Origin of the sequence: Spirosoma sp. (assembly GCF_026391055.1) — a bacterium.
GTDB lineage: Bacteria > Bacteroidota > Bacteroidia > Cytophagales > Spirosomataceae > Spirosoma.
This window is the reverse complement of record NZ_JAPLET010000015.1, coordinates 113,899-135,902: the sequence shown is the minus strand read 5'-3', so window position 1 is coordinate 135,902 and position 22,004 is coordinate 113,899. Positions and strand designations below refer to the sequence as shown.

Annotated in this window: 18 protein-coding genes; 4 read left to right on the top strand and 14 right to left on the bottom strand. The window is 50.7% G+C overall.

What is annotated here, in order from left to right; all coding sequences use genetic code 11:
- Positions 1–21: 21 nt before the first annotated feature.
- The 5 genes from NT073_RS06235 to NT073_RS06215 form a co-directional block, all read right to left on the bottom strand.
- A complete protein-coding gene (locus NT073_RS06235) occupies positions 22–3,588 on the bottom strand; it encodes a TonB-dependent receptor (protein ID WP_297370400.1) in 3,567 nt (1,188 codons plus the stop codon).
- 36 nt (positions 3,589–3,624) lie between these two features.
- Positions 3,625–4,671 (bottom strand): FecR family protein, encoded by a 1,047-nt coding sequence (locus NT073_RS06230; protein ID WP_297370397.1) that lies wholly within the window; start codon positions 4,669–4,671, stop codon positions 3,625–3,627.
- A 58-nt stretch (positions 4,672–4,729) separates the two neighbouring features.
- Positions 4,730–5,311, bottom strand: a complete 582-nt coding sequence (locus tag NT073_RS06225) for a sigma-70 family RNA polymerase sigma factor (protein ID WP_297370393.1) — start codon at positions 5,309–5,311, stop codon at positions 4,730–4,732.
- Between the two features lie 259 nt (positions 5,312–5,570).
- Positions 5,571–6,602, bottom strand: coding sequence for a fatty acid desaturase (locus NT073_RS06220; RefSeq protein ID WP_297370391.1), 1,032 nt, complete (start codon positions 6,600–6,602; stop codon positions 5,571–5,573).
- A gap of 222 nt (positions 6,603–6,824) precedes the next feature.
- Positions 6,825–7,517, bottom strand: coding sequence for a porin family protein (locus NT073_RS06215; protein ID WP_297370388.1), 693 nt, complete (start codon positions 7,515–7,517; stop codon positions 6,825–6,827).
- Between the two features lie 283 nt (positions 7,518–7,800).
- Here NT073_RS06215 and NT073_RS06210 point away from each other — a divergent pair, with 283 nt between their 5' ends.
- Positions 7,801–8,604, top strand: a complete 804-nt coding sequence (locus NT073_RS06210; RefSeq protein ID WP_297370385.1) for a lysophospholipid acyltransferase family protein — start codon at positions 7,801–7,803, stop codon at positions 8,602–8,604.
- Between the two features lie 93 nt (positions 8,605–8,697).
- On the opposite strand, the gene NT073_RS06205 is transcribed toward NT073_RS06210, so the two are convergent.
- The 5 genes from NT073_RS06205 to NT073_RS06185 form a co-directional block, all read right to left on the bottom strand.
- Positions 8,698–10,119, bottom strand: coding sequence for an inorganic phosphate transporter (locus NT073_RS06205; protein ID WP_297370382.1), 1,422 nt, complete (start codon positions 10,117–10,119; stop codon positions 8,698–8,700).
- 240 nt (positions 10,120–10,359) lie between these two features.
- Positions 10,360–11,409, bottom strand: coding sequence for a 23S rRNA (adenine(2503)-C(2))-methyltransferase RlmN (gene rlmN, locus NT073_RS06200; protein WP_297370380.1), 1,050 nt, complete (start codon positions 11,407–11,409; stop codon positions 10,360–10,362).
- Between the two features lie 43 nt (positions 11,410–11,452).
- Entirely contained in the window at positions 11,453–12,343 is an 891-nt protein-coding gene (locus NT073_RS06195; protein WP_297370377.1) for a carboxypeptidase-like regulatory domain-containing protein, read from the bottom strand.
- Positions 12,344–12,438: 95 nt separating this feature from the next.
- On the bottom strand, positions 12,439–12,963 hold the full coding sequence (locus tag NT073_RS06190; RefSeq protein WP_297371633.1) for a CvpA family protein: 525 nt from the start codon (positions 12,961–12,963) through the stop codon (positions 12,439–12,441).
- Between the two features lie 116 nt (positions 12,964–13,079).
- Complete coding sequence (locus NT073_RS06185) at positions 13,080–13,529, bottom strand: GatB/YqeY domain-containing protein (protein WP_297370374.1); 450 nt, start codon at positions 13,527–13,529, stop codon at positions 13,080–13,082.
- A 130-nt stretch (positions 13,530–13,659) separates the two neighbouring features.
- Here NT073_RS06185 and NT073_RS06180 point away from each other — a divergent pair, with 130 nt between their 5' ends.
- The gene (locus NT073_RS06180) at positions 13,660–14,388 is read left to right on the top strand and encodes a pyridoxine 5'-phosphate synthase (protein ID WP_297370371.1); all 729 of its coding nucleotides are present in this window, start codon (positions 13,660–13,662) and stop codon (positions 14,386–14,388) included.
- 97 nt (positions 14,389–14,485) lie between these two features.
- Positions 14,486–15,547 (top strand): tRNA 2-selenouridine(34) synthase MnmH, encoded by a 1,062-nt coding sequence (gene mnmH / locus NT073_RS06175; RefSeq protein WP_297370368.1) that lies wholly within the window; start codon positions 14,486–14,488, stop codon positions 15,545–15,547.
- Here the strand turns inward: mnmH and NT073_RS06170 are convergent.
- Positions 15,528–16,118, bottom strand: a complete 591-nt coding sequence (locus NT073_RS06170) for a hypothetical protein (RefSeq protein ID WP_297370366.1) — start codon at positions 16,116–16,118, stop codon at positions 15,528–15,530. The two genes, mnmH and NT073_RS06170, sit on opposite strands and share 20 nt — an antisense overlap.
- Before the next feature lie 182 nt (positions 16,119–16,300).
- Here NT073_RS06170 and prfA point away from each other — a divergent pair, with 182 nt between their 5' ends.
- Positions 16,301–17,374, top strand: coding sequence for a peptide chain release factor 1 (gene prfA / locus NT073_RS06165; protein WP_297370363.1), 1,074 nt, complete (start codon positions 16,301–16,303; stop codon positions 17,372–17,374).
- 29 nt (positions 17,375–17,403) lie between these two features.
- Here prfA and NT073_RS06160 read toward each other — a convergent pair whose 3' ends face one another.
- The 3 genes from NT073_RS06160 to NT073_RS06150 form a co-directional block, all read right to left on the bottom strand.
- On the bottom strand, positions 17,404–18,723 hold the full coding sequence (locus NT073_RS06160) for a Gfo/Idh/MocA family oxidoreductase (RefSeq protein ID WP_297370360.1): 1,320 nt from the start codon (positions 18,721–18,723) through the stop codon (positions 17,404–17,406).
- Positions 18,724–18,832: 109 nt separating this feature from the next.
- Positions 18,833–21,121: a c-type cytochrome gene (locus tag NT073_RS06155; RefSeq protein ID WP_297370357.1), complete on the bottom strand. Its 2,289-nt coding sequence runs from the start codon at positions 21,119–21,121 to the stop codon at positions 18,833–18,835.
- Positions 21,122–21,139: 18 nt separating this feature from the next.
- Positions 21,140–21,961 (bottom strand): ceramidase domain-containing protein, encoded by an 822-nt coding sequence (locus NT073_RS06150; protein WP_297370354.1) that lies wholly within the window; start codon positions 21,959–21,961, stop codon positions 21,140–21,142.
- Between the last annotated feature and the right edge of the window lie 43 nt (positions 21,962–22,004).

The following is a 22,004-nucleotide window of genomic DNA, read 5'->3' as shown; positions in this document are numbered from 1 at the left end:
AGTACGAAGTGTTGAATTGACCTAAAACGTGAGGTTCAGACCGGCAGAAATTGTTTTGGAGAGCGGGTAGGTTCTGCCGTTGGTGGCGTCGCCATCGAGTTGCTCAGGGTCAATGTATTTAGAGCGGAGGGGCGTATAAGTAAGCAGATTTTCGCCACTTACATAAACCCGGGCGCGGCTTATGCTGATCTTTTTTGTGAGGCTTTCCGGCAATGTGTAGCCAATGACCACATTCTTCAGCCGCAGGTAACCGATGTTCTGAATGTAGCGGTCATTCGCAGCGTTCAGATCACCACCACCGTTCAGGGCCGTGTAGCCCCTCAGCACCGGGAAGTACGCATCGGTATTGGTCGGAGTCCAGACGTCGGCTTCGAAATTCTCCGGAATGAACGAGTAATACGGTCGCGAATAAGGCCCCCAGAATTTATCGGCGTTGTTGCCGGGATACCAGTTTTTCCGAACGATACCCTGCGCCAGCACCGACATGTCGAAGCCGTTCCAGCTCGCACCGAGATTAACCCCATAACGATAACGCGCCCGGTCGTTGCCAATTATTTTCAAGTCGCCATGATTCGCCAGCGTGTTGGCTCCCTGATCGATCTTGCCATTTCCATCGACATCAATGAATTTCAGGTCACCGGCCTGTAGCTTGCTCCAGTCGCCGGGGGCGCTCAGGCGTTGCTTGTTAACGAGTGTTTGATCGACGGCATACGCCTGCGCTTCTTCGTTGGTCTTGAAATATCCGTCGATGGAATAGCCCCAGATATCGCCAATGGTCTGCCCTTCGTAACGACTCGACAGAATCTTGTTTGGGTTGTCGTATTTGGTAATCGTCGATTTGGAATCGGACAGGACGAACGACGCATTATAGACAAATGGTTTGCCGGCCACCTTCACCTGATCGCGCCAGCCGATGGACAACTCGAAACCTTTTGTCCGCAAATCTCCGGCGTTTTGGGTTGGCACGGTCGCCCCGTAAACCGAGGGCAGCACCTGACCCGGTACCAGCATACCCGTTGTGTTTCGGATGTAGACGTCGGCGGATAAATTCAGCCGATTCTTCAACAGACCCGCATCCAGACCCAGGTTGGAGGTGGTCGCTTTTTCCCAGGTAAGGTCCGGCGAAATCGGGTTCGGGCTGTTTACGTACGAGAGCTTCTGCCCGTTGGTTATCCAGCTCGACTGCGCCGTTGGCATGATGGAGATGTACGGGTAAAAACTGGCCGAGTTGGTATTGGACGGCAGCTGATTTCCCAGTGTACCATACGAAGCCCTGATTTTGAAATTATCGACGACGCCTTTGAGCGGATCGAAGAAACGTTCTTCACTCAGCCGCCAGCCCGCCGAAACTGAGGGGAAGAATCCGTACCGCCGACCTTCGCCGAAGCGTGACGTCCCATCATAGCGGCCATTCACTTCCAGCAAGTACTTTCCGGCATAATCGTAGTTCAGGCGGTAAAAAGCCCCGAACAGTGAATACTGATAGGAGTCCCCTGCCGAGAGCTGTTCGCCCGTGCCCAGGTTCAGATCATTGAGACTTTCTGAAAGCAGGTTCTTGCGAGCACCAAACAATCGCTGGTGTTTTTTGGACTCGTAGTTGATCCCCGCCGTAGCCGCCATATAATGTTTTCCGAAGGTTTGGTTATACGACGAATAGACGTTGGTCACGTTCATAGGGTCGAACCAGAACGTTTTGCGGTACTGGTCGGTGTTGTAGTTGGGCACTGTCGCCAGAATCCCCGGCTGAATAGAGTACTGCGCCACGGCAGACCGGTACCAGTCGTCGGCGATGTAAAACGAGTACGAGTAATTGGCGACCAGATTCCAGGTTTTGGTAAAGTCAATAGTTACCGAGTTAATCGCGGTTAATTCATGCACGCGCTTTTCGCCCCCGGCAACGCCTTTCAGCAGGTTAGCATACAGACCGTCGCCAATGGAGTAATTGTTTTTCAGGGTGTTGTACGTAGCCGTACCGTCGGGATTCGTTGGCGCATAAGCGGGCAGGGCATGCACGGTGATGCCCACAAAGTTGGCATTGGCACCCCCTTCCAGACCGGGATATTTATACTTCGAATCAAAATACTGGATATTGCTGCCCACCTTTAGCCAGGGCGTTAACTGGGCGTTGATTTTGCTGCGCAGGGTGTAAGACGTGAATTTGTCGGTGTTGATCTTCATGATTCCGTCCTTCTCGAAAATCGATCCCGACAGAAAATAATTGATCTTGTCGGTTCCGCCCGACAGGTTGATGTTGTGTTGTTTGGAAGGCTCGGTCGTATTGAAGAGCGTATTCCACCAATCGTAATTCCCGTAGTAGTTGTATATATCTTTTCCGTTTACGTTTTTGATCACTGTCCAGGGGCGCGATGGGTCTTCCACTTTATCGTACCGACGGGCTTCCAGTTCCTTATAATCTTCCTCCGAATAACGCGTGTAGCTATTGCCGGTAGCCCGCGTAAAGGCTTCGTCATTCATCCGTACATACTCATAACCATTGGTTAGGAATTTGGTGCTGACCGTTGGGGCCGACCAGCCGAAGTTATTGCTGTACGATATGGTCGTCTTGCCATTTTTGGCCGTTTTGGTCGTCACCAGAATAACCCCGAACGCACCCCGCGCCCCATAAATTGCCGAAGCAGCCGCATCTTTGAGCACCGATACTGACTCAACGTCGGCCGGGTTGATGCGGTTGATGTCGCCCGGAATACCGTCAATCAGCACCAGCGGCCCGCCCCCGTTGATCGACGTTTCGCCACGCACGTTCAGGTTTCCACCTTGCCCCGGCTGGCCCGTGCTGAACGTAATGTTCAGGTTGGGTACCATGCCCTGAAGAATCTGCGACATGTTGTTCAACGGCCGGTTTTCAAGCTCTTTGGCCAGCACCTGCGATACGGCTCCCGTCAGGTTCACTTTCTTCTGAGTTCCGTAGCCCACCACGACCACTTCACTCAGCGCGTTCTGCGTTTCTTTGAGGGTTACGTTGATCGTCGACTGGCCGCCATTGACCGGCACTTCCAGCGTTTCGTAGCCTATGAAAGAGAAAGACAGAATCACATTGCCCCCGGCATCGGGAATGTTCAGCGAAAAGCTCCCGTCGGCATTGGTCGAGGTGCCGCGTGTAGTGCCTTTCACCACAATACTCACGCCGGACAGCGGCTGGTTGCTGGCGTTATCGCGCACTACCCCCGACAGGATACGCCGGGGCTGGTCGAACGTTACCGCCCGGTTGATCTGAAAAGCCGGAACAGACAGCAGGCTGCTTTGTCCATCCACTTTTTTCAGAATGATCTGGCCGTTAATGACTTCCCAGGCTATATTCTGGGGCGTAAACAACCGCTGGAGTACACTTGCCAATCGTTCATTGCGGGCGCTGATCGAAATACGCTTTTCGGCGCCAATCACCCGCGGGCTATACACAAAGCGCACATCGACAGCCTTTTCCAATTGCTGCAACACCGTTCGTACCGTCTCGCCCTCTACCGTTATGGAAACGGGGCGATTCATCAGTTCCTGCGCCGAAAGAGGCACAGCATGGACCAGGCTACTACTCAGCAGAACGCTGACCAATAGCGAAAGAAAACGTTTCATAAAGTATAAGTAGTTGTAAGTAAGCTGGTTTAGTTTTTAAGGACAGCCCCGACCGCTGATTTGAATATGCGTACCGTGGGTTTGATAGCTAGCCCCAATAGACAGACAAATCATGTCCAGTTGGGCCATTAATGGCTGGTTAGCCAGATTGGCCGTGAGTGTACAATTCACAAGGGCGTTGGCATCGAAGGAGATGGTTACCCCATACACGTCATCCAATTCCCTAAACACACGGGCAATGGGCGTGTTGTCGAACACAAAATGGGATTTGATGGCTTCTGGCCGGAGAATCACCGGATGATCGGCCAGCGACTTTACGATTCGGCTTTCTGCCCGGAAAAATGTTGCTTTCTCGTTGGGGGTCAGCACCATGTCAGACTCTCTGGCCTGCCGATCTGCTTGCCGGTAAACGGCCACCCGGCCAGTTCGCACAACGACCTCGGCGGTGGGCTTTCCCGAATGAGCCACAATAGTAAAGCTGGTGCCAAGTACTTTGGTAACCAGCCCATTGGCGTAGACCAGAAAGGGGCGTTTCGGGTTTTTAGTGACCTCAAAAAAACCCTCGCCCACCAGCCGGACTTCCCGCCGATTTTCAGCAAACTGTTCGGGATAGTGTATTTGGGTTCCCGGTTGAAGGGTAATGGCACTACCATCCGTTAACGTGATCCGAAGCGGCTTACCTGAGTCGTTCGTCCGCTCAACCAGCTTCGACTTGCCTGTTTGAACCGCTACCTGATCGAATTCTGTTTTGGCGAAGCGGTTCGTCAGGAAATACCCGCCCAGGCCAATACTCAACACAATCGAAGCAGCAGCCGCCAGCCGGTAGAACAGCGTTGACGACCAGCTACGTGCTGGCGTCTGCCTGATCTGTGCCGCCATCTGCTGCCAGTGTTGCTCGACGAATGCCCGCTTGTCGGCTTCTGGCAGAGTGGGTTCGGCTTCGCCATCCAGCGCATCGTACCAGGCTTCGACCTGCGCCCGCTCCTCGTCGGTTGCATCGCCGTTCCGGTATTTGGTTAGTAAGGCCTGTAGCGCTTTGGGGTCCATATAATCTGACGACGGCAACCCTGGTTTGTGCCGCATTCAGAGTACCAGACGAACAACTCGAAAAATACCCTAAGACCAGTATGTTACGAATTTGTTAATAGCTCGACAGGATGGTCAGCACAATAGCCGTGGCATAGTCGTGCAGGTTGGCGCGCAGGAAGGCAACCGAGCGAGACAGGTGGTACTCAATGGCTTTTTCCGAAAGGCCAAGCCGGGTAGAGATTTCCCGGATGGTCAGTTGCTCGAACCGGTTGAGGACAAATACTTCGCGGGTTTTGTCGGGAAGTTGCTCCAATGCGTGATTGAGCGATTCGGTTAACTGGCTAAACTGTACCGAATGGAGCGTATTGAGCGTATCGGTTGGCGGAGTGTGAATGAAGTGACTGGCGTATTGCTGTCCCTGCAACTGCGAGCGTACATGATCGACAATAAGGTGCTTCAGAGAAGTGGTCAGGTACGCCCCAACGTTATTGATGAGGAGCGTTCTGCGTTTTTGCCACAGCCGAAGAAACAGTTCCTGCGCCATGTCACAGGCCATCGCTTCGTCGCGGAGTTTACGCTTTGCCAGCACAAACAGGTCGTACCAGTGGCGTTCGTATAACGCGCGAAATGCCTCCTCGCTATCATCACGAAGCAGGGCTACTAATTCGGTATCGGTTAGCGCTTGCTCAGACATAGCCACAAAGTTGACATAGACAGTTCACTCGGCAACCAAACATAAATTAAGTTTCTATGAATTCTGGAAAGAACATTTAGTCTAAGGAACACACGTAGTTATTTCTACTCTTTCCGCCATAATCACAGACTTTGCCGATCTGCCAGCCATAAGCATAACTCAGTATGACCTATACTTGCCAAACAAAAGGCCCCACTGCATGAGCAATGGAGCCTTTATATAGTTGATGAATAGACAACAAGTCTGGGCAGTTATCTGCCTAGGCAGCCGTTTCAACGGGCACAGCCTGCTGCTGCACCAGTTCCAGATCGGGTCTCGATTGATCCGAAACGGGTACACGCCCCCGCTCTTTACGGACAATACGGGAGAAAAGCGAAATCTCCTGATCGAACAGAAAGAGAAAGAACAACTTTACGAAGGACGTATGGTATTTCAGCGACTCGTAATACTCAGGTGCCGATTTCTTAATTTCAGGTAGCTTATTCCAAGGAATAGACGGGAAATCGTGGTGCTCATTGTGGAAACCTACGTTCAGATTCGGGCCATTCAGAGGACCATAGTAGCTGTATGTTTCCTGCTGCGGATCGAGCGTCAGGAAGTGCTCCTGCGCCCAGCGGGCACCGAGTGGGTGAAGCCCAACCGAGAAGAACAGACAAAGTACCATAAACGCCAGCGCCTTCCAGCCAAACAGGGTGACAATCAGAACATCGAACGTAATCTGGACAATAAAATTGATAATTACCCACTTATCGAAAACGGCTAATTCTTTCATCCGCAGGGTACGAATGCCCTGAAAAATAGGATAGAACAGCAACCAGATCGCCTTACCAATAGCGTAGTTCCTGATCAACTTAGCCTCGTACCAGTCCGGCAAATCGGCGTCCAGTTCATGAACACCCTGAAAGGCATGGTGCTTTATATGGAAATTCTTGAAGGTCAATGCCGTTGGAAAAACGGTTGGCAGGTTGGCGAAGATAGCCACCCACGCATTGGCCGACGGTTTACGGAAGACCAGATTATGCGCTGCTTCGTGAATACAAACGAACAGGGTATGTGCTGGGAAAGCCCCGATAAACCAGGCGGTTGCCAGAACAATCCACCACGATTGATCCCGCACCAGATAAGACAGACCCGTCATCAGAATTACACAGCCCACGGCAACCCACATTGTAGCTGGATTCTTCTGGCCAATCAGCTTTTTAATTTCAGGGTGCGATTTCAGAATTTGCCGGGTCCGAATACGGTGGGGTTCGGGAGCAGTTGAATGAACAAAATCAGATACCATTGCCATAAGTTAAGTGTCGCAAGTACAACGGGGAACGCCCGTGCGGTTTGGTAATTAACGAGAAGTAAAATTAATACAATTCAACCGTGAAATCCCACTTATGCAACCAAAGTTCCCTGATTTTAACTACATTCTCATACCAAACAAGAAAGGCGAAGTCGAGAGACTCCGCCTTTACTAACTCAGGTTGATTCAATAGAAAAATGAGTGAATGGCAGAATGAGTAAACTAATAACCAATCGGGAATGAGTAGCCCAGCGATACGGCTACGCCCCGGTTGCGAACGTTGACATTAACAACCGGCACCTGCACCTGACGGGTGAATCCGTGTGTATAACGCCCTTCTACGAAGAACTTACCAGCACCGGCATCCATCGCCAGCCCTAAGCCGCCCACGGCGCTAACATCCCAGGGGGTCAGCATACCGCCATAGTTAACATCAACATCGAAAGGGCGAGTTGTCACCAGGGCAGATGCACGGGTGCGGATACGACCGTCGAAGGCGTAACTTACCGCCGGACCAGCAATGAAGTAAGGCTGCACAGGTCCATCGCTCAGGTTAAACTTGAATAACAAAGGCACCTCAATTTGTTGAGATTGATAAGCGATAGAAGCTCCTATAGGCAATGAGAACCCACCCAGGTTAATATCAAAGCCTTCTTTAATGGCAACGCCCTTTTGTATGTACGACACCTCCGGACGGAATGATACACGATCACTTAGTGGAATATCCAGAAAAAGAGCGCCGGTTGGCCCGATGGATGAATGAAAGTCGGGGGTTAGACTCCCCAGGTATTCGGGTTTCGATGCAAAGCCGAAGTTTGCACCACCCCGGATGCCGACCTGAACTTGAGCAAAGGCGCTTTGAACAGCAACTAAACCAAACAAAGCAATGACACCGGCAAGCACAATTCGTTTCATGGTTGTAAGGGAAAATAGATTAGAAAAAAGAAACCTGAATATGGTTGTGTAAACTGTCGGCAATAGGCGAAGTAGTTATTGTTGCGAATTTGATGGTTAGAGAACGTAGTAAGCCAAAGGATTAATCCGGTCAAAAAAAAAGTTTACCATCTTTCCCTGTGGTTGTTTAAGTCTGGCGTAATTCAATCATATTTCAACTGTAAATAAGAGATTTGTACTTTTTCTTTAAAACATTGTAGCATACTTGTAACTTTACCCATTAGCTGCGATTCTGACTCAGACAATGAAGTACATAAAGCCAACTAAATTCAGTTATCTGCCCAAGTTTTTGATGCCTCTGGATATACTCGGCCTGTTCGAGTGCGACCCCTTTGGTAACTCTTTGCTGTTCAGGCGGATAATAATTGGATTGGTTGGCTGGCTAACCTACGCCCGTTATACGGTCGTGAATCGGATTCAAATTGAAGGGACCGAAAACCTGGAGAACTTGCCCATTAACAACGTCCTGTTCTTATCGAATCACCAAACATATTTTGCCGATGTTATTGCCTTTTTCCACATCTTCTGCGCAGTGAAATGGGGCTTTCAGAATACACTCTTACCCCCCGTTTATTTACTTGGCCCACGGGCAAGACAGTATTATGTGGCAGCTTCTGAAACCATGAAGAAAGGCATTGTCCCCCGCGTTTTTGCAGCGGGTGGGGCGTTAACCATTGAGCGGTCGTGGCGGGCCGAGGGACGTGAAGTGCAACGGGCGGTGGATAATTCGGCCAATGAGAAGATTGCTAAAGCACTGGCGCATGGCTGGGTCGTAAGCTTTCCGCAGGGCACCACCACGCCCTATGCGCCGGTAAGGAAAGGAACAGGGCACCTCATCAAAAATAATGAGCCCATTGTGGTACCGGTCGTTATTAACGGATTTCGACGGGCTTTTGACAAGAAAGGATTACGTTTCAAAAAACGGAATACCCTGCTCACGGTTCAATTCAAAGAGCCGCTTCAGTTTAGCCCCGACGATACTGTGGATGATATTGTGGCCAAAGTTCGCCACGCCATCGAGCAGGACGCACCGGAATGGGTTCAGTAATACAAAAAGAAACGGCACAAAACGGGAAACGCCATATCTTGAAGATATGGCGTTTCCCGTTTTGTGCCGTTTCAGAACTTTCCAGCTCAATTACTACAATACCCAGCGGAAGAAAATGTAAAGTGTAAACGATAGCAGCACCGACACTGGCAGCGTCAGTATCCACGCCAGCGCAATATTCTTGACGGTGCCGGCCTGTAAGTTTTTAACTCCTTTGTTGGCCACCATGCTCCCGGCGATACCCGACGAAAGCACGTGCGTTGTACTAACGGGCAATTTCAGCCAGGATGCCATCCCAATCATCATAGCCGCCACCAGTTCTGCCGATGCGCCCTGTGCGTAAGTCAGGTGTTGCTTGCCTATTTTCTCACCTACCGTCACTACAATCCGGCGCCAGCCAATCATGGTGCCAAGACCAAGCGATAGAGCAATCATTAGAATAACCCAAAGCGGTGCATAGTCCGTAAACCGGCGCAATCCACCTTCTTCACCAAGATTTGTATTCAACTGAGCCACTTGGGCTGAGCTAAGGTTTGATCCTTCATCGGCCGTAATCTTTTTGATATTGCTGTTGATGAGAAGTAAATCCCGGCGTACGTCCAACCGTTTCTCGTTCGGAATTTTACCCTCTACTAGTGGGCCGTTTACCAGCGCACTCAATTCTGCCAGTTCCGTGTTGGTTTGAGCCAGCCGGGCACGGTTTATCGAAGACAAATGAGTGGAGTCCAGCGCGCTGATGGTTTGTTGAATGGCTGTAACGTTGGTCTGCATCAGGCGAGGGTCAAGATCTGCTTTTACCGCAAAATGGTAGGGAACAATCCCGATCAGGATCAGCATGATCAGACCTACACCCTTCTGGCCATCATTACTACCATGGAAGAAACTAACCAGCGAACAGGTAGCAATCAATATAGTGCGAACCCAGGTTGGTGGCGCTGTATTCTTTTTGGGCTCCTTAAATAGCTGATCTTTGGCTTCTTCAGGCACCGACCGACGCAAAATAAACATGAGCACAATGGCAAGGCTAAAGCCTAACAACGGCGATAGCAAAAGGGCTTCTCCTGTCTCAATGGCTTTTTCCCAGTTAACGGCGGCTCCGGTTTTGTTTTCGGGCATGGTAGCAAAAGCCAGACCAACGCCCAAAATAGAGCCAATAAGCGTATGTGAACTCGAGCTAGGCAGACCAAAATACCAGGTTCCCAGATTCCAGATAATAGCACTGAGGAGCAGTGCCAGTACCATCGCTACACTATGGTACACGTTCTGGTCGACGAGTAACTCGACCGGAAGCAGGTTAACAATGCCCATAGCCACACCAATCCCACCAAGCAGAACGCCGGTGAAATTGCAAATTCCAGACCACACAACGGCAACCGTTGGCTTTAAGGAGTTTGTGTAGATAACCGTAGCGACGGCGTTGGCTGTATCATGGAACCCGTTTACAAATTCAAAAGCGCAGGCAGCGAAAAGGCTGATAAAGAGGAGGATAAAAACATCCGTTTCTAATCCAAACATGATTGGCGTATCTTCTATGGTTTTGCCGACGGTGGGTCCGTAAGCCAATGATTGCCACAAAAGTACGGGAAACTGCGCAGAGCAATATTACCAAATTGTTAAGTAGAGACGCAATCCCTTGCGTCTCAGCTCTGGTCAGCAGTAGGAAATGCCCTTTTAAAAAGAAAAATAGAGAGTGAGACGTACATGGTTGCCGGAGAATAAGACGCAAAGGATTGCCGCACCTCTGCGGACCGGTCTCTACGCGTTTTTACCCGCCAATTGCCCACAGGCGGCATCTATATCTTTTCCCCGGCTCCGGCGAACGTTGACAATCACACCTTTGCTCTCCAGAAAACCGGCGAATTTATCCAGCGTCTGTGGATCGGTATTCTTGAAGTTGGCCTCGGCAATGGGGTTGTATTCAATAATATTTACCTTAGCCGGAACACGCTTGGTGAACTTCCAAAGTTCCTGTGCGTCTTGTAGCGTATCATTAAAATTATAAAAGAGTATGTACTCGAACGTAATACGTGTGCCGGTTTTCTTATAGAAATACGTCAGGGCGTCACCCAAGGCCTCCAGCGTGTTACTTTCGTTGATCGGCATGATCTGGTCGCGCTTCTGGTCGTTGGCGGCATGCAGTGAAAGGGCCAGATTGAATTTCACTTCATCATCGCCGAGTTGCCGGATCATCTTGGCAATACCCGCCGTTGAAACTGTAATCCGTTTCGGCGACATGCCCAGGCCATCGGGCGAGGTGATGCGGTCGACAGATTCGAGAACGTTTTTATAGTTCAGCAGGGGTTCCCCCATGCCCATATACACGATGTTGGTCAGGGGCGCATCGTAGTTTTCTTTGGCCTGCCGGTCAATGGCCACCACCTGGTCGTAGATTTCGGCCGCGTCAAGATTCCGCTTCCGGTCCATATAGCCCGTAGCGCAGAACTTGCACGTCAGCGAGCAACCCACCTGACTCGATACGCAGGCGGTCATACGATCCAAGTCATCGTTTCGTAACGCCGGAATCAGAACACCCTCAACCAGATTGCCGTCAAACAGCTTAAACGAAGACTTGATGGTCCCATCGTTGCTCTTCTGCTGCTGATCGACGGTTAGCGGACGGATTTCGAAATTAGCGTTCAGCACTTCACGCGTCGACAGCGACAGGTTTGTCATCTGCTCGAACGACACCGCCGATTTTTTCCAGAGCCATTCATGCACCTGCTTGGCCCGAAAACCCTGTTCGCCGTTTTTAGTAAACCAGTCTTTTAACTGAACCGCCGTCAGTTTACGAATATCTTGTTTCATTATACTGCTACAACAGCCAGAAAGACTGGCAAAGTTTCCTGAGTCAATCTTCGTAAAAATCAATTTTCACCTTAAACATGGGCGACGCATACCTCATCGTCATTGTTTTCCAGTCGCCCTGATTGATTCTTACGCGTCCCTGCAATTCTTCGAATTCATTGGAAAGCCCTATTTGCTGGCCATAGAATGTATTCACCGCTTTGCTATTGCGGTATTTCACATCGTAGTAGTATTTTTTATCATTCAGATTGAGCCATTCCATGGAGATAAAAACGCCGTTTTCGCCAAAGGGGATATTGAATTTACGTAAGTCTACCGTGCAATAGCGATTCGACCCGCTGGCATGGATTACCACATTTTCAGTTAATAAATCCTTGCCAGGCATGTCGCCATCCGGCTCGTAAACACGAACTCTGAACGGGGTTTTATGCTTTCCAAAGCGCACGACATAGAAGCCTGCTGCGTTTAAAAAGCCTTCTTTCTTCTCATCATTCGGCATGTACAAGGCAACTTCCCGCAACATGGAACCACCCATCTGACCAAAAATAAAGCCTTTATGGTCTTCAGTAGCGCCTTTCCAAAGCGAGTTTATTTGCTTTCGTTTCCGGACATTAGTGGCCTGTAAGGTAATTGGTGATTCGCTCAGGTAAAATGAGTTTGTACCTACCGCATCCTGCAACGCTATTCGTAGAGTCGTATAGCCAATAGACTGAATATAGACCGTATCGTTGGTAATGCCTTTCGCATCTAAAACAAACTCACCGTTCTCATTGGCATGGGCACCAATGGCGTTATTTCTCAGATAAATAGTGGCATAGGGTATAACCCGTTGGTTTTCCTTCGACAAGACACGCCCTGTCAACTGGGCGAAGGTCGTTGTAGCCAGAAAAGACATCAGCAGACAGCAATCTATGGCTGCTTTTCGTTTTATCATTTTACACAGATAAGCGTATTTAAGAGAGAACCTGGACACGTTTATCTGCACAAAATGCGTACCTATTTGGACGAGTAGAACAGCAAATGCTCGGATCAATTCAACCGACCGAGACGGTCGGCACTACTTCGCCACTTCTTCCCCTCTTCCAGTCCTTTGGGCACCCAAACGGCGGCTTTGTCCATCACTTTAGGCGCGATGGGCCTGATGTATGGGTATAAAAAGGCCGTTTCCGTCTGGCGGGCGGGCATCTTGACGCCCATATAACTGAACAACCAAAGGATAACACTAATTCCAAAAACCCACGTAAAAAGACCAACGGTTGCACCGGCCACACTATCGAAGGTGCCTAATATGGAGTACTTTAACGACCGTCGGATGGCAAACCCCATCTGGTTGATCATGATGACAGTCGGGAAAAAGATCACCGAAAAACCCAGCCACGGCAGAATTTTTCGGGCCAGTTCACGGCTGATGTACGGGCTAAGCAGTTCGATACCAAACGCCAGAAATTTAAACCCGACAATCATGGCCACCACAAACGCGATAATCGCCACGATCTCCACCAGCAGACCTTTGCGGTATCCGTTAAAAATCCCCCAGGCCAGGGGAATGAGCATGAGTAAATCGAGCGTGTTCAAAATAGTAATGAGTGAATGATAGAATGGGTGAATGATAGAATATAGAATTAACCACCGTATGATTTCATTCACCTATTCTATCATTCACTCATTCTTCATTGTAAAAGTTGTCTTACCATTGCCGAAATAGCTTTCCCATCGGCTTGCCCGGCGAGTTCTTTGGAGGCAACGCCCATTACTTTACCCAGATCGGAGGGAACTGATGCGCCTAGTCGGGTCATGATGGCCTGAAGTTTCGCCTTCAGCTCATCTTCCGAAAGCTGCTTGGGCAGGTACTGCTCGATAACGGCGATTTCAGCTTCTTCCACGGCTAGCAGATCGGCGCGGTTTTGCTGCCGGTAGATGTCCGCCGAGTCTTTCCGCTGCTTCACAGCTTTGGTCAGAATTTTGGTTTCATCCTCAGGCTTCAGGTCGCCGGACTGCCCTTCTTTGGTTTCTTCGAGCAGGATCATGGATTTTACAGCCCGCAAGGCACGTAACTTATCCTGATCTTTGGCCAGCATAGCCTGTTTTATATCGGCGTCAATTTGTTGTTTTAGAGACATTGGTTTAATGAATAATGTAAAATGAATAATGGATAAGGCAGAACCATAAGCTCCCATGAACCATCAACGGTTTAGCAAAGTTAAGAAACCAGTCATTGTTCATTGTACATTGGTCATTATTCATTACCAGATGACACGTTTAAGCGTTAACATCAACAAAATTGCGACCATCCGTAACGCACGCGGTGGCAACAACCCCGACCTCGTAAAAGTCGCCCTCGATTGCGAGCGTTTCGGGGCGCAGGGTATTACGGTTCACCCCCGCCCCGACGAACGGCATATCCGCTATCAGGACGTGCTGGATCTGCACGAGGTCGTTACGACAGAATTTAACATTGAGGGTAACCCTGACGAGCGTTTCATCGAACTGGTGAAACGGGTGAAACCCGCCCAGGTGACGCTCGTTCCCGATGCGGTTGATGCCATTACCTCCAACGCCGGTTGGGATACCATCCGCCACGCCGATCACCTTAGGTATCTGGTCGATACCTTCAAAGCCGATGGCATTCGGGTGTCTATTTTCGTCGATGCCGATGAGCGCATGGTCGAAGGGGCCAAAGCCGTAGGTACCGACCGGATTGAGTTATACACCGAACCCTACGCGGCCCACTACGCCGAAAACCGTGAGGCCGCTGTGGCACCGTTTGTCCGGGCTGCCCAACGCGCCAATGAACTGGGCCTGGGCCTGAACGCCGGGCACGACCTGAGTCTGGAAAACCTGCGCTTCTTCGATGAGCAGGTACCCGGCCTGGAGGAAGTATCCATCGGCCACGCCCTTGTTTGCGATGCCCTTTATTTTGGATTGGAGAATACAATTCAGATGTATTTAAGGTGTCTGAACCTGAATTTAGCTGATTGACCGATTAATCTGATTTTGCCTCAACAGAACAAGTAACAAAATCCAACTAATCCTTTAATCAGCTAAATCCCGCGGGGCCGCCCGTGCGGTCAAGAATATGGTCCACAAACTATCCGTCGAAGAGTTTTTAAGCAAGGCACGTAGCCTGCCGATCATTGACGTCCGGTCGCCGGGGGAGTATGACCATGCGCATATTCCGGGGGCGGTGAGTATTCCGCTTTTCGACAACGACGAACGGGCGCAGGTGGGCACCAAATACAAAAACGCGGGCAAAGACGCGGCTGTATTGATTGGACTCAGTATGGTCGGCCCCAAGCTGGCCGACTTTGTCAAGCAGTCGAAAAAGCTGAATCCGCAGAACAAGGAAGTACTGGTACACTGCTGGCGCGGAGGTATGCGCAGCGGGTCGTTCGCTTGGCTGCTCGACACCGCCGGGCTAACTGCATCGACGCTGGTTGGCGGCTACAAAGCCTACCGAAACGCCGTGCTCGACTCGTTTGCGCAACCCCTTAAACTTATTATTCTGGGTGGCAAAACGGGCAGCGGCAAAACCGATATTTTAAAGGAATTGGCCCGGCAGGGTGAACAGATTATTGACCTGGAAGGGCTTGCCAATCACAAAGGGTCGTCGTACGGAGCCATTGGCCAACGGCCGCAGCCGGCGTCGGAGCAGTTCGAAAACCTGCTCTTCCAGACCCTGCTGACGCTGGATACCAACCGCAGAATCTGGCTCGAAGATGAAAGCCGAAACATTGGTTCGTGCTTTATTCCAATGGCGCTCTGGCAACAGATGCGAGCGGCTCCTGTCGCGTTTATCGACCTCCCCAAGGATAAACGAGTAACCCGTCTGGTGACTGAATATGCCAACATAGACCACAGTCTACTCGTTGAAGCCACTGAGCGAATCCGTAAACGGCTAGGCGGCAAAGTCACGCAGGACGCACTCAATGCGCTGACTAACCACGACTACGCCACCGTCGCCGATTTGACCCTCGACTATTACGACAAAGCGTACTTGCACGGCCTTTCCCACCGCGACCCGTCCACCATTCAAACGATTGAAACGGCCAACGATAATCCAGAAAAAACGGCCAAAAGTTTAATTGAGTGGGTAGAGGGGGCTACCGCGCCAGCAAGCCTTACGATGATTTCTTCTTAATCGACGCGCTCATCCGCCGGACCACTTCCCGTTTATTGAAACCCAGATGCCAGACAGCGAACGGCGTTTCCTGTTTACCGAAGCAGACGTCACAAATGGGGCTGCTTAGCGCAACGGGCTTGTTGTAGACGTAGGTCGTATCCGTGATCTTTTGAATATTAGAGATGGGTGACTGTTTCTGCTTCACGCTGTACAGATAGGCATCCAGAATTTCCCGCTCTTTGGCATTCAAGGTTTTGTTCTGAATGTCGGCCTCACCCAGCAGACGAATGTCCAGTGCGTAGCGTTCGGCGATGGCTTTGGTACGGGGCAGGTTGTTCAACTGGCAAATTTTAGCTCGCTCGGCGGGGTCTGTCGTTTTTTGAAGCTGCGTCGTCAGTTCTTTCTCCACCACTGCAATTACTTTACCGCCCAGGTCATCGACCGTTTCGACCAGATCGGCATTGGTAATCCGTTTGATCTTTGAGTCGGCCATTTCCTGCTTCAACTCATTGGTGTAACGAACCCGCTCGGGGTTGCACTCGATTAAAAGCGTAATTAATAGACTGGAAATGAGCAGCGGGCGTATCATATATAGGAACTTAATAGAAAGGCGTTTCGTCATTTGTATGAAAACGATTCCGTTGGCAGCTTGGTTGCACTCAGCAAAGCTAAACTGCCGGACCACCGGTCCAAGGAATTTTCGTAATTTTGTTTTTCTTATCAGATACACCCGCTTGCCATTCTTCAGAATGGCAAAAAAGTTATACATATATGCTTGACCAGTTAGAAGCCATCCGCGAACGCTTCAACGAAGTAGCTCAACAAATCGTGCAGCCCGAAGCCGTTTCAGATCAGAAGCGGTTTATGAAGTTGAGTAAGGAATATAAGGATCTCGAAAAAATCGTCGTGCAATACCAGGCTTATCAGCAATTGCTCGAAGAGATTGATAATGCAAAGAAAATCATCGCGACTGAAAAGGACGAAGATTTTCGGGAAATGGCCAAAGGCGAGCTGGACGAGCTTCTCCCCCGCCGGGACACACTCGAAGAAACGCTCAAAGAAATGCTGATGCCCAAAGACCCGAATGACAGCAAGAACGTCATCCTCGAAATTCGGGGTGGCACCGGTGGCGATGAAGCAGCCATTTTTGCGGGCGACATCTTCCGTATGTACCAACGGTTCTGTGAGAAAATGGGTTGGAAAATGTCGCTGGTCGACTTTACCGAAGGTACATCTGGTGGCTACAAAGAGATAATTACCGAAGTAGAAGGCGAAGATGTGTACGGCAAACTGAAGTTCGAGTCGGGTGTTCACCGGGTTCAGCGCGTACCGGCTACCGAAACTCAGGGCCGAATTCACACCTCGGCCGCCAGCGTGGCCGTTCTTCCCGAAGCCGAAGAAGTAGACGTGGAAATTAATATGAACGACATCCGCAAAGACACGTTCTGTTCGTCGGGAGCGGGTGGTCAGTCGGTAAACACCACCTATTCGGCTGTACGGTTAACGCACATCCCTACGGGTTTGGTCGTACAGTGTCAGGATGAACGTTCGCAGTTGAAAAACTTCGATAAAGCACTGACGGTATTGCGGTCGCGCTTGTACGAGATCGAGTTGCAGAAGCACAACGACGCGATAGCTTCCCAGCGCAAAACGATGGTGGGTAGTGGTGACCGTTCCGATAAGATCCGAACCTACAATTATCCCCAAAGCCGCGTAACGGATCACCGCATCGGGCTTACGGTCTATAACCTGCCTGCCGTCATGGATGGCGGTATAGGCGAATTTATCGAGCAGCTCCGCATTGCCGAAAACGCCGAACGACTCAAAGAAGGCGCAACAGTATAAGTAGTGCCGACCGGGACGGTCGGCACTACTCAAATTTTTATCCCCCACTCGTTTTTCATAGGGCGACCGAGGAGCGCGTTGGCTTCGGCATCGTTTTTAAACTGCTCTTTCTTCGGATTCCACTGCAACGACCGGTTCAGTCGGTACGCGATGTTGCCGATATTACAAACCGATGCGGTTCGATGGCCAATTTCCACATCGCAGATGGGCTTGCTGCGCTTCCGCATGGCATCCAGAAAATCCTTATAATGGTTGTCGCTGTGATACACATGCTTTTCGGCCTCTCCTATTTCTTTCGTAGCCAGTGATGCTGGTGTAGTTTCCAGCTTTCTGCGCTGAACCCTCAGTTCACCTTCAGTTCCGGTAAAGAGAATAGCGTTGTTCCAGTCCCATTTTTCGTGGGTCATTACAATGCCGTTATCATATTTGTAGGTCAGGAACGGGTGGTCTTTACCATCGGGCGCAATCACTTCTACTGGCCCGCTATTGTCCATATCCAGCGCCCACTGCACAATGTCGAACATGTGCGCACCCCAGTCGGTCACCATACCCCCGCCGAACTCCCGGTAGTTGCGCCAGTTGGGAAACACATCTTTTGAGAGTGGAGGGGCTAACTCCGAGTTGAACACAACGGGTTCATTGGGGCCGAGCCATTTGCTCCAGTCCAATCCATCGGGAATGGGTTCGGCGGGCAGATCGTAGGCCGTTGGCGGAGGACCGACGTTCACTTTAATGGTTTTCACTTCGCCAATGTATCCGTTGCGAATCAGCTCCGCCGTTTGCCGAAACTCCGGCCACGACCGCTGCATGCTCCCCGTCTGAAACACCCGGTTATACTTGCGGGCCGCATCGACCATCGCCCGACCTTCTTTTACGGTCAAGGCCAGTGGTTTTTCGCAGTAAATATCCTTCCCGGCCTGGGCTGCCCGAACCGCCATAGCGGCATGCCAGTGGTCGGGCGTAGCAATGACCACGGCGTCGACATCTTTACGGGCCAGCAGTTCCCGGAAGTCCGTATAAACCGGAACATCACCGTATTTACCAACCTGTGGATTCTTTTCGTAATGGGCTTTAATACGATCCAGGCCCTGCTGCGCTTTGGCTTTATATACTTCGCTGATGGCAATGATCCGGGCTTCATTCGTACTCAGAAAGGACGACATCAGTCCTTTACCCTGCTTGCCGGTTCCAATGAAGCCCAGAGAAATAACATCGCTGGGGGCCAGGTATTTTGTGCCATCGGGGCGTTTGCCGCCCAGTACAAATCGAGGGACGATCATAAACCCAGCCACAGCGGCAGCGGCTTTCCCAACAAAATCCCGGCGGTTAATGGCTTGTTCTTCGTTCATGTGAATGTCGGTAAAAGGGTTTGATATGAGTCAACTGTGGTCGTGGGTCTGGTTTTGTATGATGGAGAGGTACTCCGTTGTACAAAACCAGACCCACGACCACAAAACACTACTTCAACGTCGTTGTTGGCAGAAGCTGTTTTTCCAGTTCGTCAATTGTCCAGGCTCCGCGCGATGACGCGTAAGCTTCCCTTGCTTTTTTAACCTCCTCCGGCTGTACCACCGCCGATTGCCGTCCTTTTATGGCTCGGGTCGATGTACCGACAAATTCGTAGCGGATGTAACTAACGACCGAAGCAATCCATTCGTCGGTGTTATCTTTCATGGACGCCATTTCGCTGGGGTATGCTTTCCCTTCAATCGGACCTTTCAGGCCGTGCAGCAATATCCGAATGGCATAGTCCCGGTCGTTGTTCACGTGTTTGGCTCCTCGCAGGGCCGGTGCTGCGTTGGTGGGCAAGCCGTTACCATCGCCCCCGTGACAAGGCGAACACATGCCTTTGTAAATTTCGCCACCACTCACAATCAACTTCCGGTCTGCTGCCGTGAAAGCGCCCAGTTTCATGCCGTATACCTTGGCATCTTCGTTTCGGTCGATGCTGTTCTTAGCGCGGGCCAGCATTTCGCTACCCGAATTCCGGGCCAGAACATCCTGAACCAGTTGCCGTGCCAGCTCATTCTTATTGGCTCCCAGCGACAAAATCAACTGCGTTTTTACGTCGTAATTTTCATCGTTAACCAGATGGCCTACACGGGCAATCATGTCGCCGTCATTCTGTTTGAGATAGCGTTCGCTTATCCAGACAGCGGCTCGTCGCATTTGGGCATCGGAATCTTTGAGAGCCGTATAGAGCATATCTTTATCAATAGCGTCCAGACCTTCCAGCGTCCACAAAGCATGCAGGCGCCCCAGAGCCGAAGCCCCGTTCTGGCCACCAGCCATCTGTTTCAGCACTGGCACAACCGACTTATCGCCGAGAAGTACGATTTGTTTCTGGGCATTGTCTCGCCACCAGCCGTTGGCGTGATTCAGGTATTTTACCAGATCGGCCGCCGGAACATCGAGCATCTGAGGTTTCGGACCGGGTTTATAACCGTCGTGTACCAAACGCCAGATGCGGCCCCGCTGGTTAACTTTGGCAAGGTCATACTGGTCGATTTTATTCCGAAGAAACGTCCCTTTCTTTGTCCAGTTGGATTCCTGAATAATCCCCCGGTTCATGTCAATGATGTACAGCAAGCCATCCGGGCCGGTGTAGGTATTGACAGGCCGGAAGAAGAAGTCGGTGCTGGCAATAAATTCTTTGTGTTTATAAACATTCTCCAGGTAGGTCTTCCCATCCCGGTTCACGACTTTGGCCCGGCGGATGATACGCGCTACGGGTTCGTTGATCAGGTAATCACCCACCAGATCAGCCGGAAGGCGGTCACCCCGAAAAATAGATTGGCCATTTCCCGACGTAAAGTGGTTCAAGGTGCTATCAGGACGTAACCGGGGCGGGCCACCCTGTACTTCGGGATTGGAAATCCGCGACCAGACAGGGCTGAATGTTTCCTCGTTGTAGGCATCGGCAAATTCCAGCGCGCCATATTTTGGATTGATCTGGAAGCCCGATCCGGCGTTTTCACCCCCACCCCGGCTGTAAAACAACCGACCGTAGTTATCATGTGTTAATCCCCACTGGCCATTAGAGCCGCTATGCAGCGAGTCGGGCTTGAGCATCCCGCCCACATACCGGAACCGGATGGGGTCAACGGTCTGGTAGATGTAGTTGTCGAGGTTCCAGTCCAGGCCGCTGCGCTGGTGTTCGAGGTTACCGGGTGCCACTTTGCCAACGGTATACACGGCCCGTTTTTCGTCGGCAATGCCATCGCCGTTGGTGTCTTTATAGCTGAAAATATCGTAGGTATCGGTTTCGTTGACCAGCAGTTCGTGGTTAACACACAGGATCATGCGCGGCAGCATCAGGTCTTTGATGAACACCGTACTTTTGTCCATTTTGCCGTCGTTGTTGGTATCTTCCAGCAGCATTACCCGGCTTTTTTTGTCCTTCGTTCCGGTGCCGTCGGCATCCTGCGTGTAGGTTTCCATCTGGGCCACATACATGCGGGCGTTACCGTCCCAGGCAATAGCGACGGGTTCGGTAATCATCGGCTCGCTGGCCACCAGTTCCATATGATAACCGGGGGGCAACACAAAAGCCTGCTGGCTTTGCTCGGGGGTTAAGGGCGTGATGGCAAACGGGGCCAGCGGCAGGGTGGTATCTTTATCGACGGCAGGGGCAACCGCCACCGAAGCGGAGCTACTGCCAGGCGTGTTCGTTGCCATCTGCACTTTACAGGCGTAGATAAACGCGGATAAAGCCAGCGTACAAACGATCAATGGTTTACGCTTCATTTTAACGAGTATTTTGGTCTAGGGTTTCGTAAATCGGAAGAACGAGTAACTGCAAACGCTGCTCAGTGCCGTTAGTAAATGCCAGATGGAATGGCCCTGTATCAGTGAATGTGGGTCGCAGCCAATTTTCTGCACATCCAGCGTGCGAAAACGAACAGCAACCACCATAAGCACCAGGCTGGCAACGCCTAACGAAATCGAGCGTTTTCTCCTGAACTGGAAATAGTTTACCGCTATACAAACCAGCAGCGCCAGAATTAACGAAGGCAACAAAATGGAGCTGGAAATCAATAGGGCAATTTTCAAAAACAGGAGGATTACAATGACTAAAGCAGTGATCCAGATGTTTTTAACGAGTTGCGTCAATCTAATTTTATAGAGCACATGATACAGCGCAATACTAACCAGAACGAGCGTAATCCCATACGTACCGTTCATGTCGACCCGCTGGCCTATCCATGTTAGCGATGCGTGAAAAAAGGCACTGCCAAAACTTAAATACACAAAGCAGATTCCCATCAGAGCCGAGAGCGCGGGAAACGCTTCCAGCCGGTTCTGAATTTTCAGGCCCTGGTTTCTATGATCGTCGATTGAGATTTGCAGAATTAGTACCCCGAAAAAGAAATACGCCAGATTGGAATACGTATTCATGGGCTGGTGAAAGAACCGCGCCACGTTATTGAATTCGCAATACTCAACCACCAGCGCCGACTTGCTCACCACCATTCCCGCCCAGACGGCTCCATTAAAAAACGAATCCAGCCCCCACCAGATAACGAGCATACCCAGCGTGAGGATAAACGAGCGAGTAAGGAGTTTATAAAGTGTTGGAGATGGCATAAATAAGGGATAACAAGCCGTTTGAGGGTATGTTACACGAAGC

Bases quoted from the DNA above. Each gene is read 5' to 3' on its own strand.
- NT073_RS06195 (WP_297370377.1), bottom strand. From the start codon at position 12,343: ATGATAAAACGAAAAGCAGCCATAGATTGCTGTCTGCTGATGTCTTTT.
- prfA (WP_297370363.1), top strand. From the start codon at position 16,301: ATGCTTGACCAGTTAGAAGCCATCCGCGAACGCTTCAACGAAGTAGCT.
- NT073_RS06190 (WP_297371633.1), bottom strand. From the start codon at position 12,963: ATGCTCATTCCCCTGGCCTGGGGGATTTTTAACGGATACCGCAAAGGT.
- NT073_RS06225 (WP_297370393.1), bottom strand. From the start codon at position 5,311: ATGTCTGAGCAAGCGCTAACCGATACCGAATTAGTAGCCCTGCTTCGT.
- NT073_RS06205 (WP_297370382.1), bottom strand. From the start codon at position 10,119: ATGTTTGGATTAGAAACGGATGTTTTTATCCTCCTCTTTATCAGCCTT.
- rlmN (WP_297370380.1), bottom strand. From the start codon at position 11,409: ATGAAACAAGATATTCGTAAACTGACGGCGGTTCAGTTAAAAGACTGG.
- NT073_RS06180 (WP_297370371.1), top strand. From the start codon at position 13,660: ATGACACGTTTAAGCGTTAACATCAACAAAATTGCGACCATCCGTAAC.
- mnmH (WP_297370368.1), top strand. From the start codon at position 14,486: ATGGTCCACAAACTATCCGTCGAAGAGTTTTTAAGCAAGGCACGTAGC.
- NT073_RS06235 (WP_297370400.1), bottom strand. From the start codon at position 3,588: ATGAAACGTTTTCTTTCGCTATTGGTCAGCGTTCTGCTGAGTAGTAGC.
- NT073_RS06170 (WP_297370366.1), bottom strand. From the start codon at position 16,118: ATGATACGCCCGCTGCTCATTTCCAGTCTATTAATTACGCTTTTAATC.
- NT073_RS06155 (WP_297370357.1), bottom strand. From the start codon at position 21,121: ATGAAGCGTAAACCATTGATCGTTTGTACGCTGGCTTTATCCGCGTTT.
- NT073_RS06210 (WP_297370385.1), top strand. From the start codon at position 7,801: ATGAAGTACATAAAGCCAACTAAATTCAGTTATCTGCCCAAGTTTTTG.
- NT073_RS06230 (WP_297370397.1), bottom strand. From the start codon at position 4,671: ATGCGGCACAAACCAGGGTTGCCGTCGTCAGATTATATGGACCCCAAA.
- NT073_RS06220 (WP_297370391.1), bottom strand. From the start codon at position 6,602: ATGGCAATGGTATCTGATTTTGTTCATTCAACTGCTCCCGAACCCCAC.
- NT073_RS06185 (WP_297370374.1), bottom strand. From the start codon at position 13,529: ATGTCTCTAAAACAACAAATTGACGCCGATATAAAACAGGCTATGCTG.
- NT073_RS06160 (WP_297370360.1), bottom strand. From the start codon at position 18,723: ATGAACGAAGAACAAGCCATTAACCGCCGGGATTTTGTTGGGAAAGCC.
- NT073_RS06150 (WP_297370354.1), bottom strand. From the start codon at position 21,961: ATGCCATCTCCAACACTTTATAAACTCCTTACTCGCTCGTTTATCCTC.
- NT073_RS06215 (WP_297370388.1), bottom strand. From the start codon at position 7,517: ATGAAACGAATTGTGCTTGCCGGTGTCATTGCTTTGTTTGGTTTAGTT.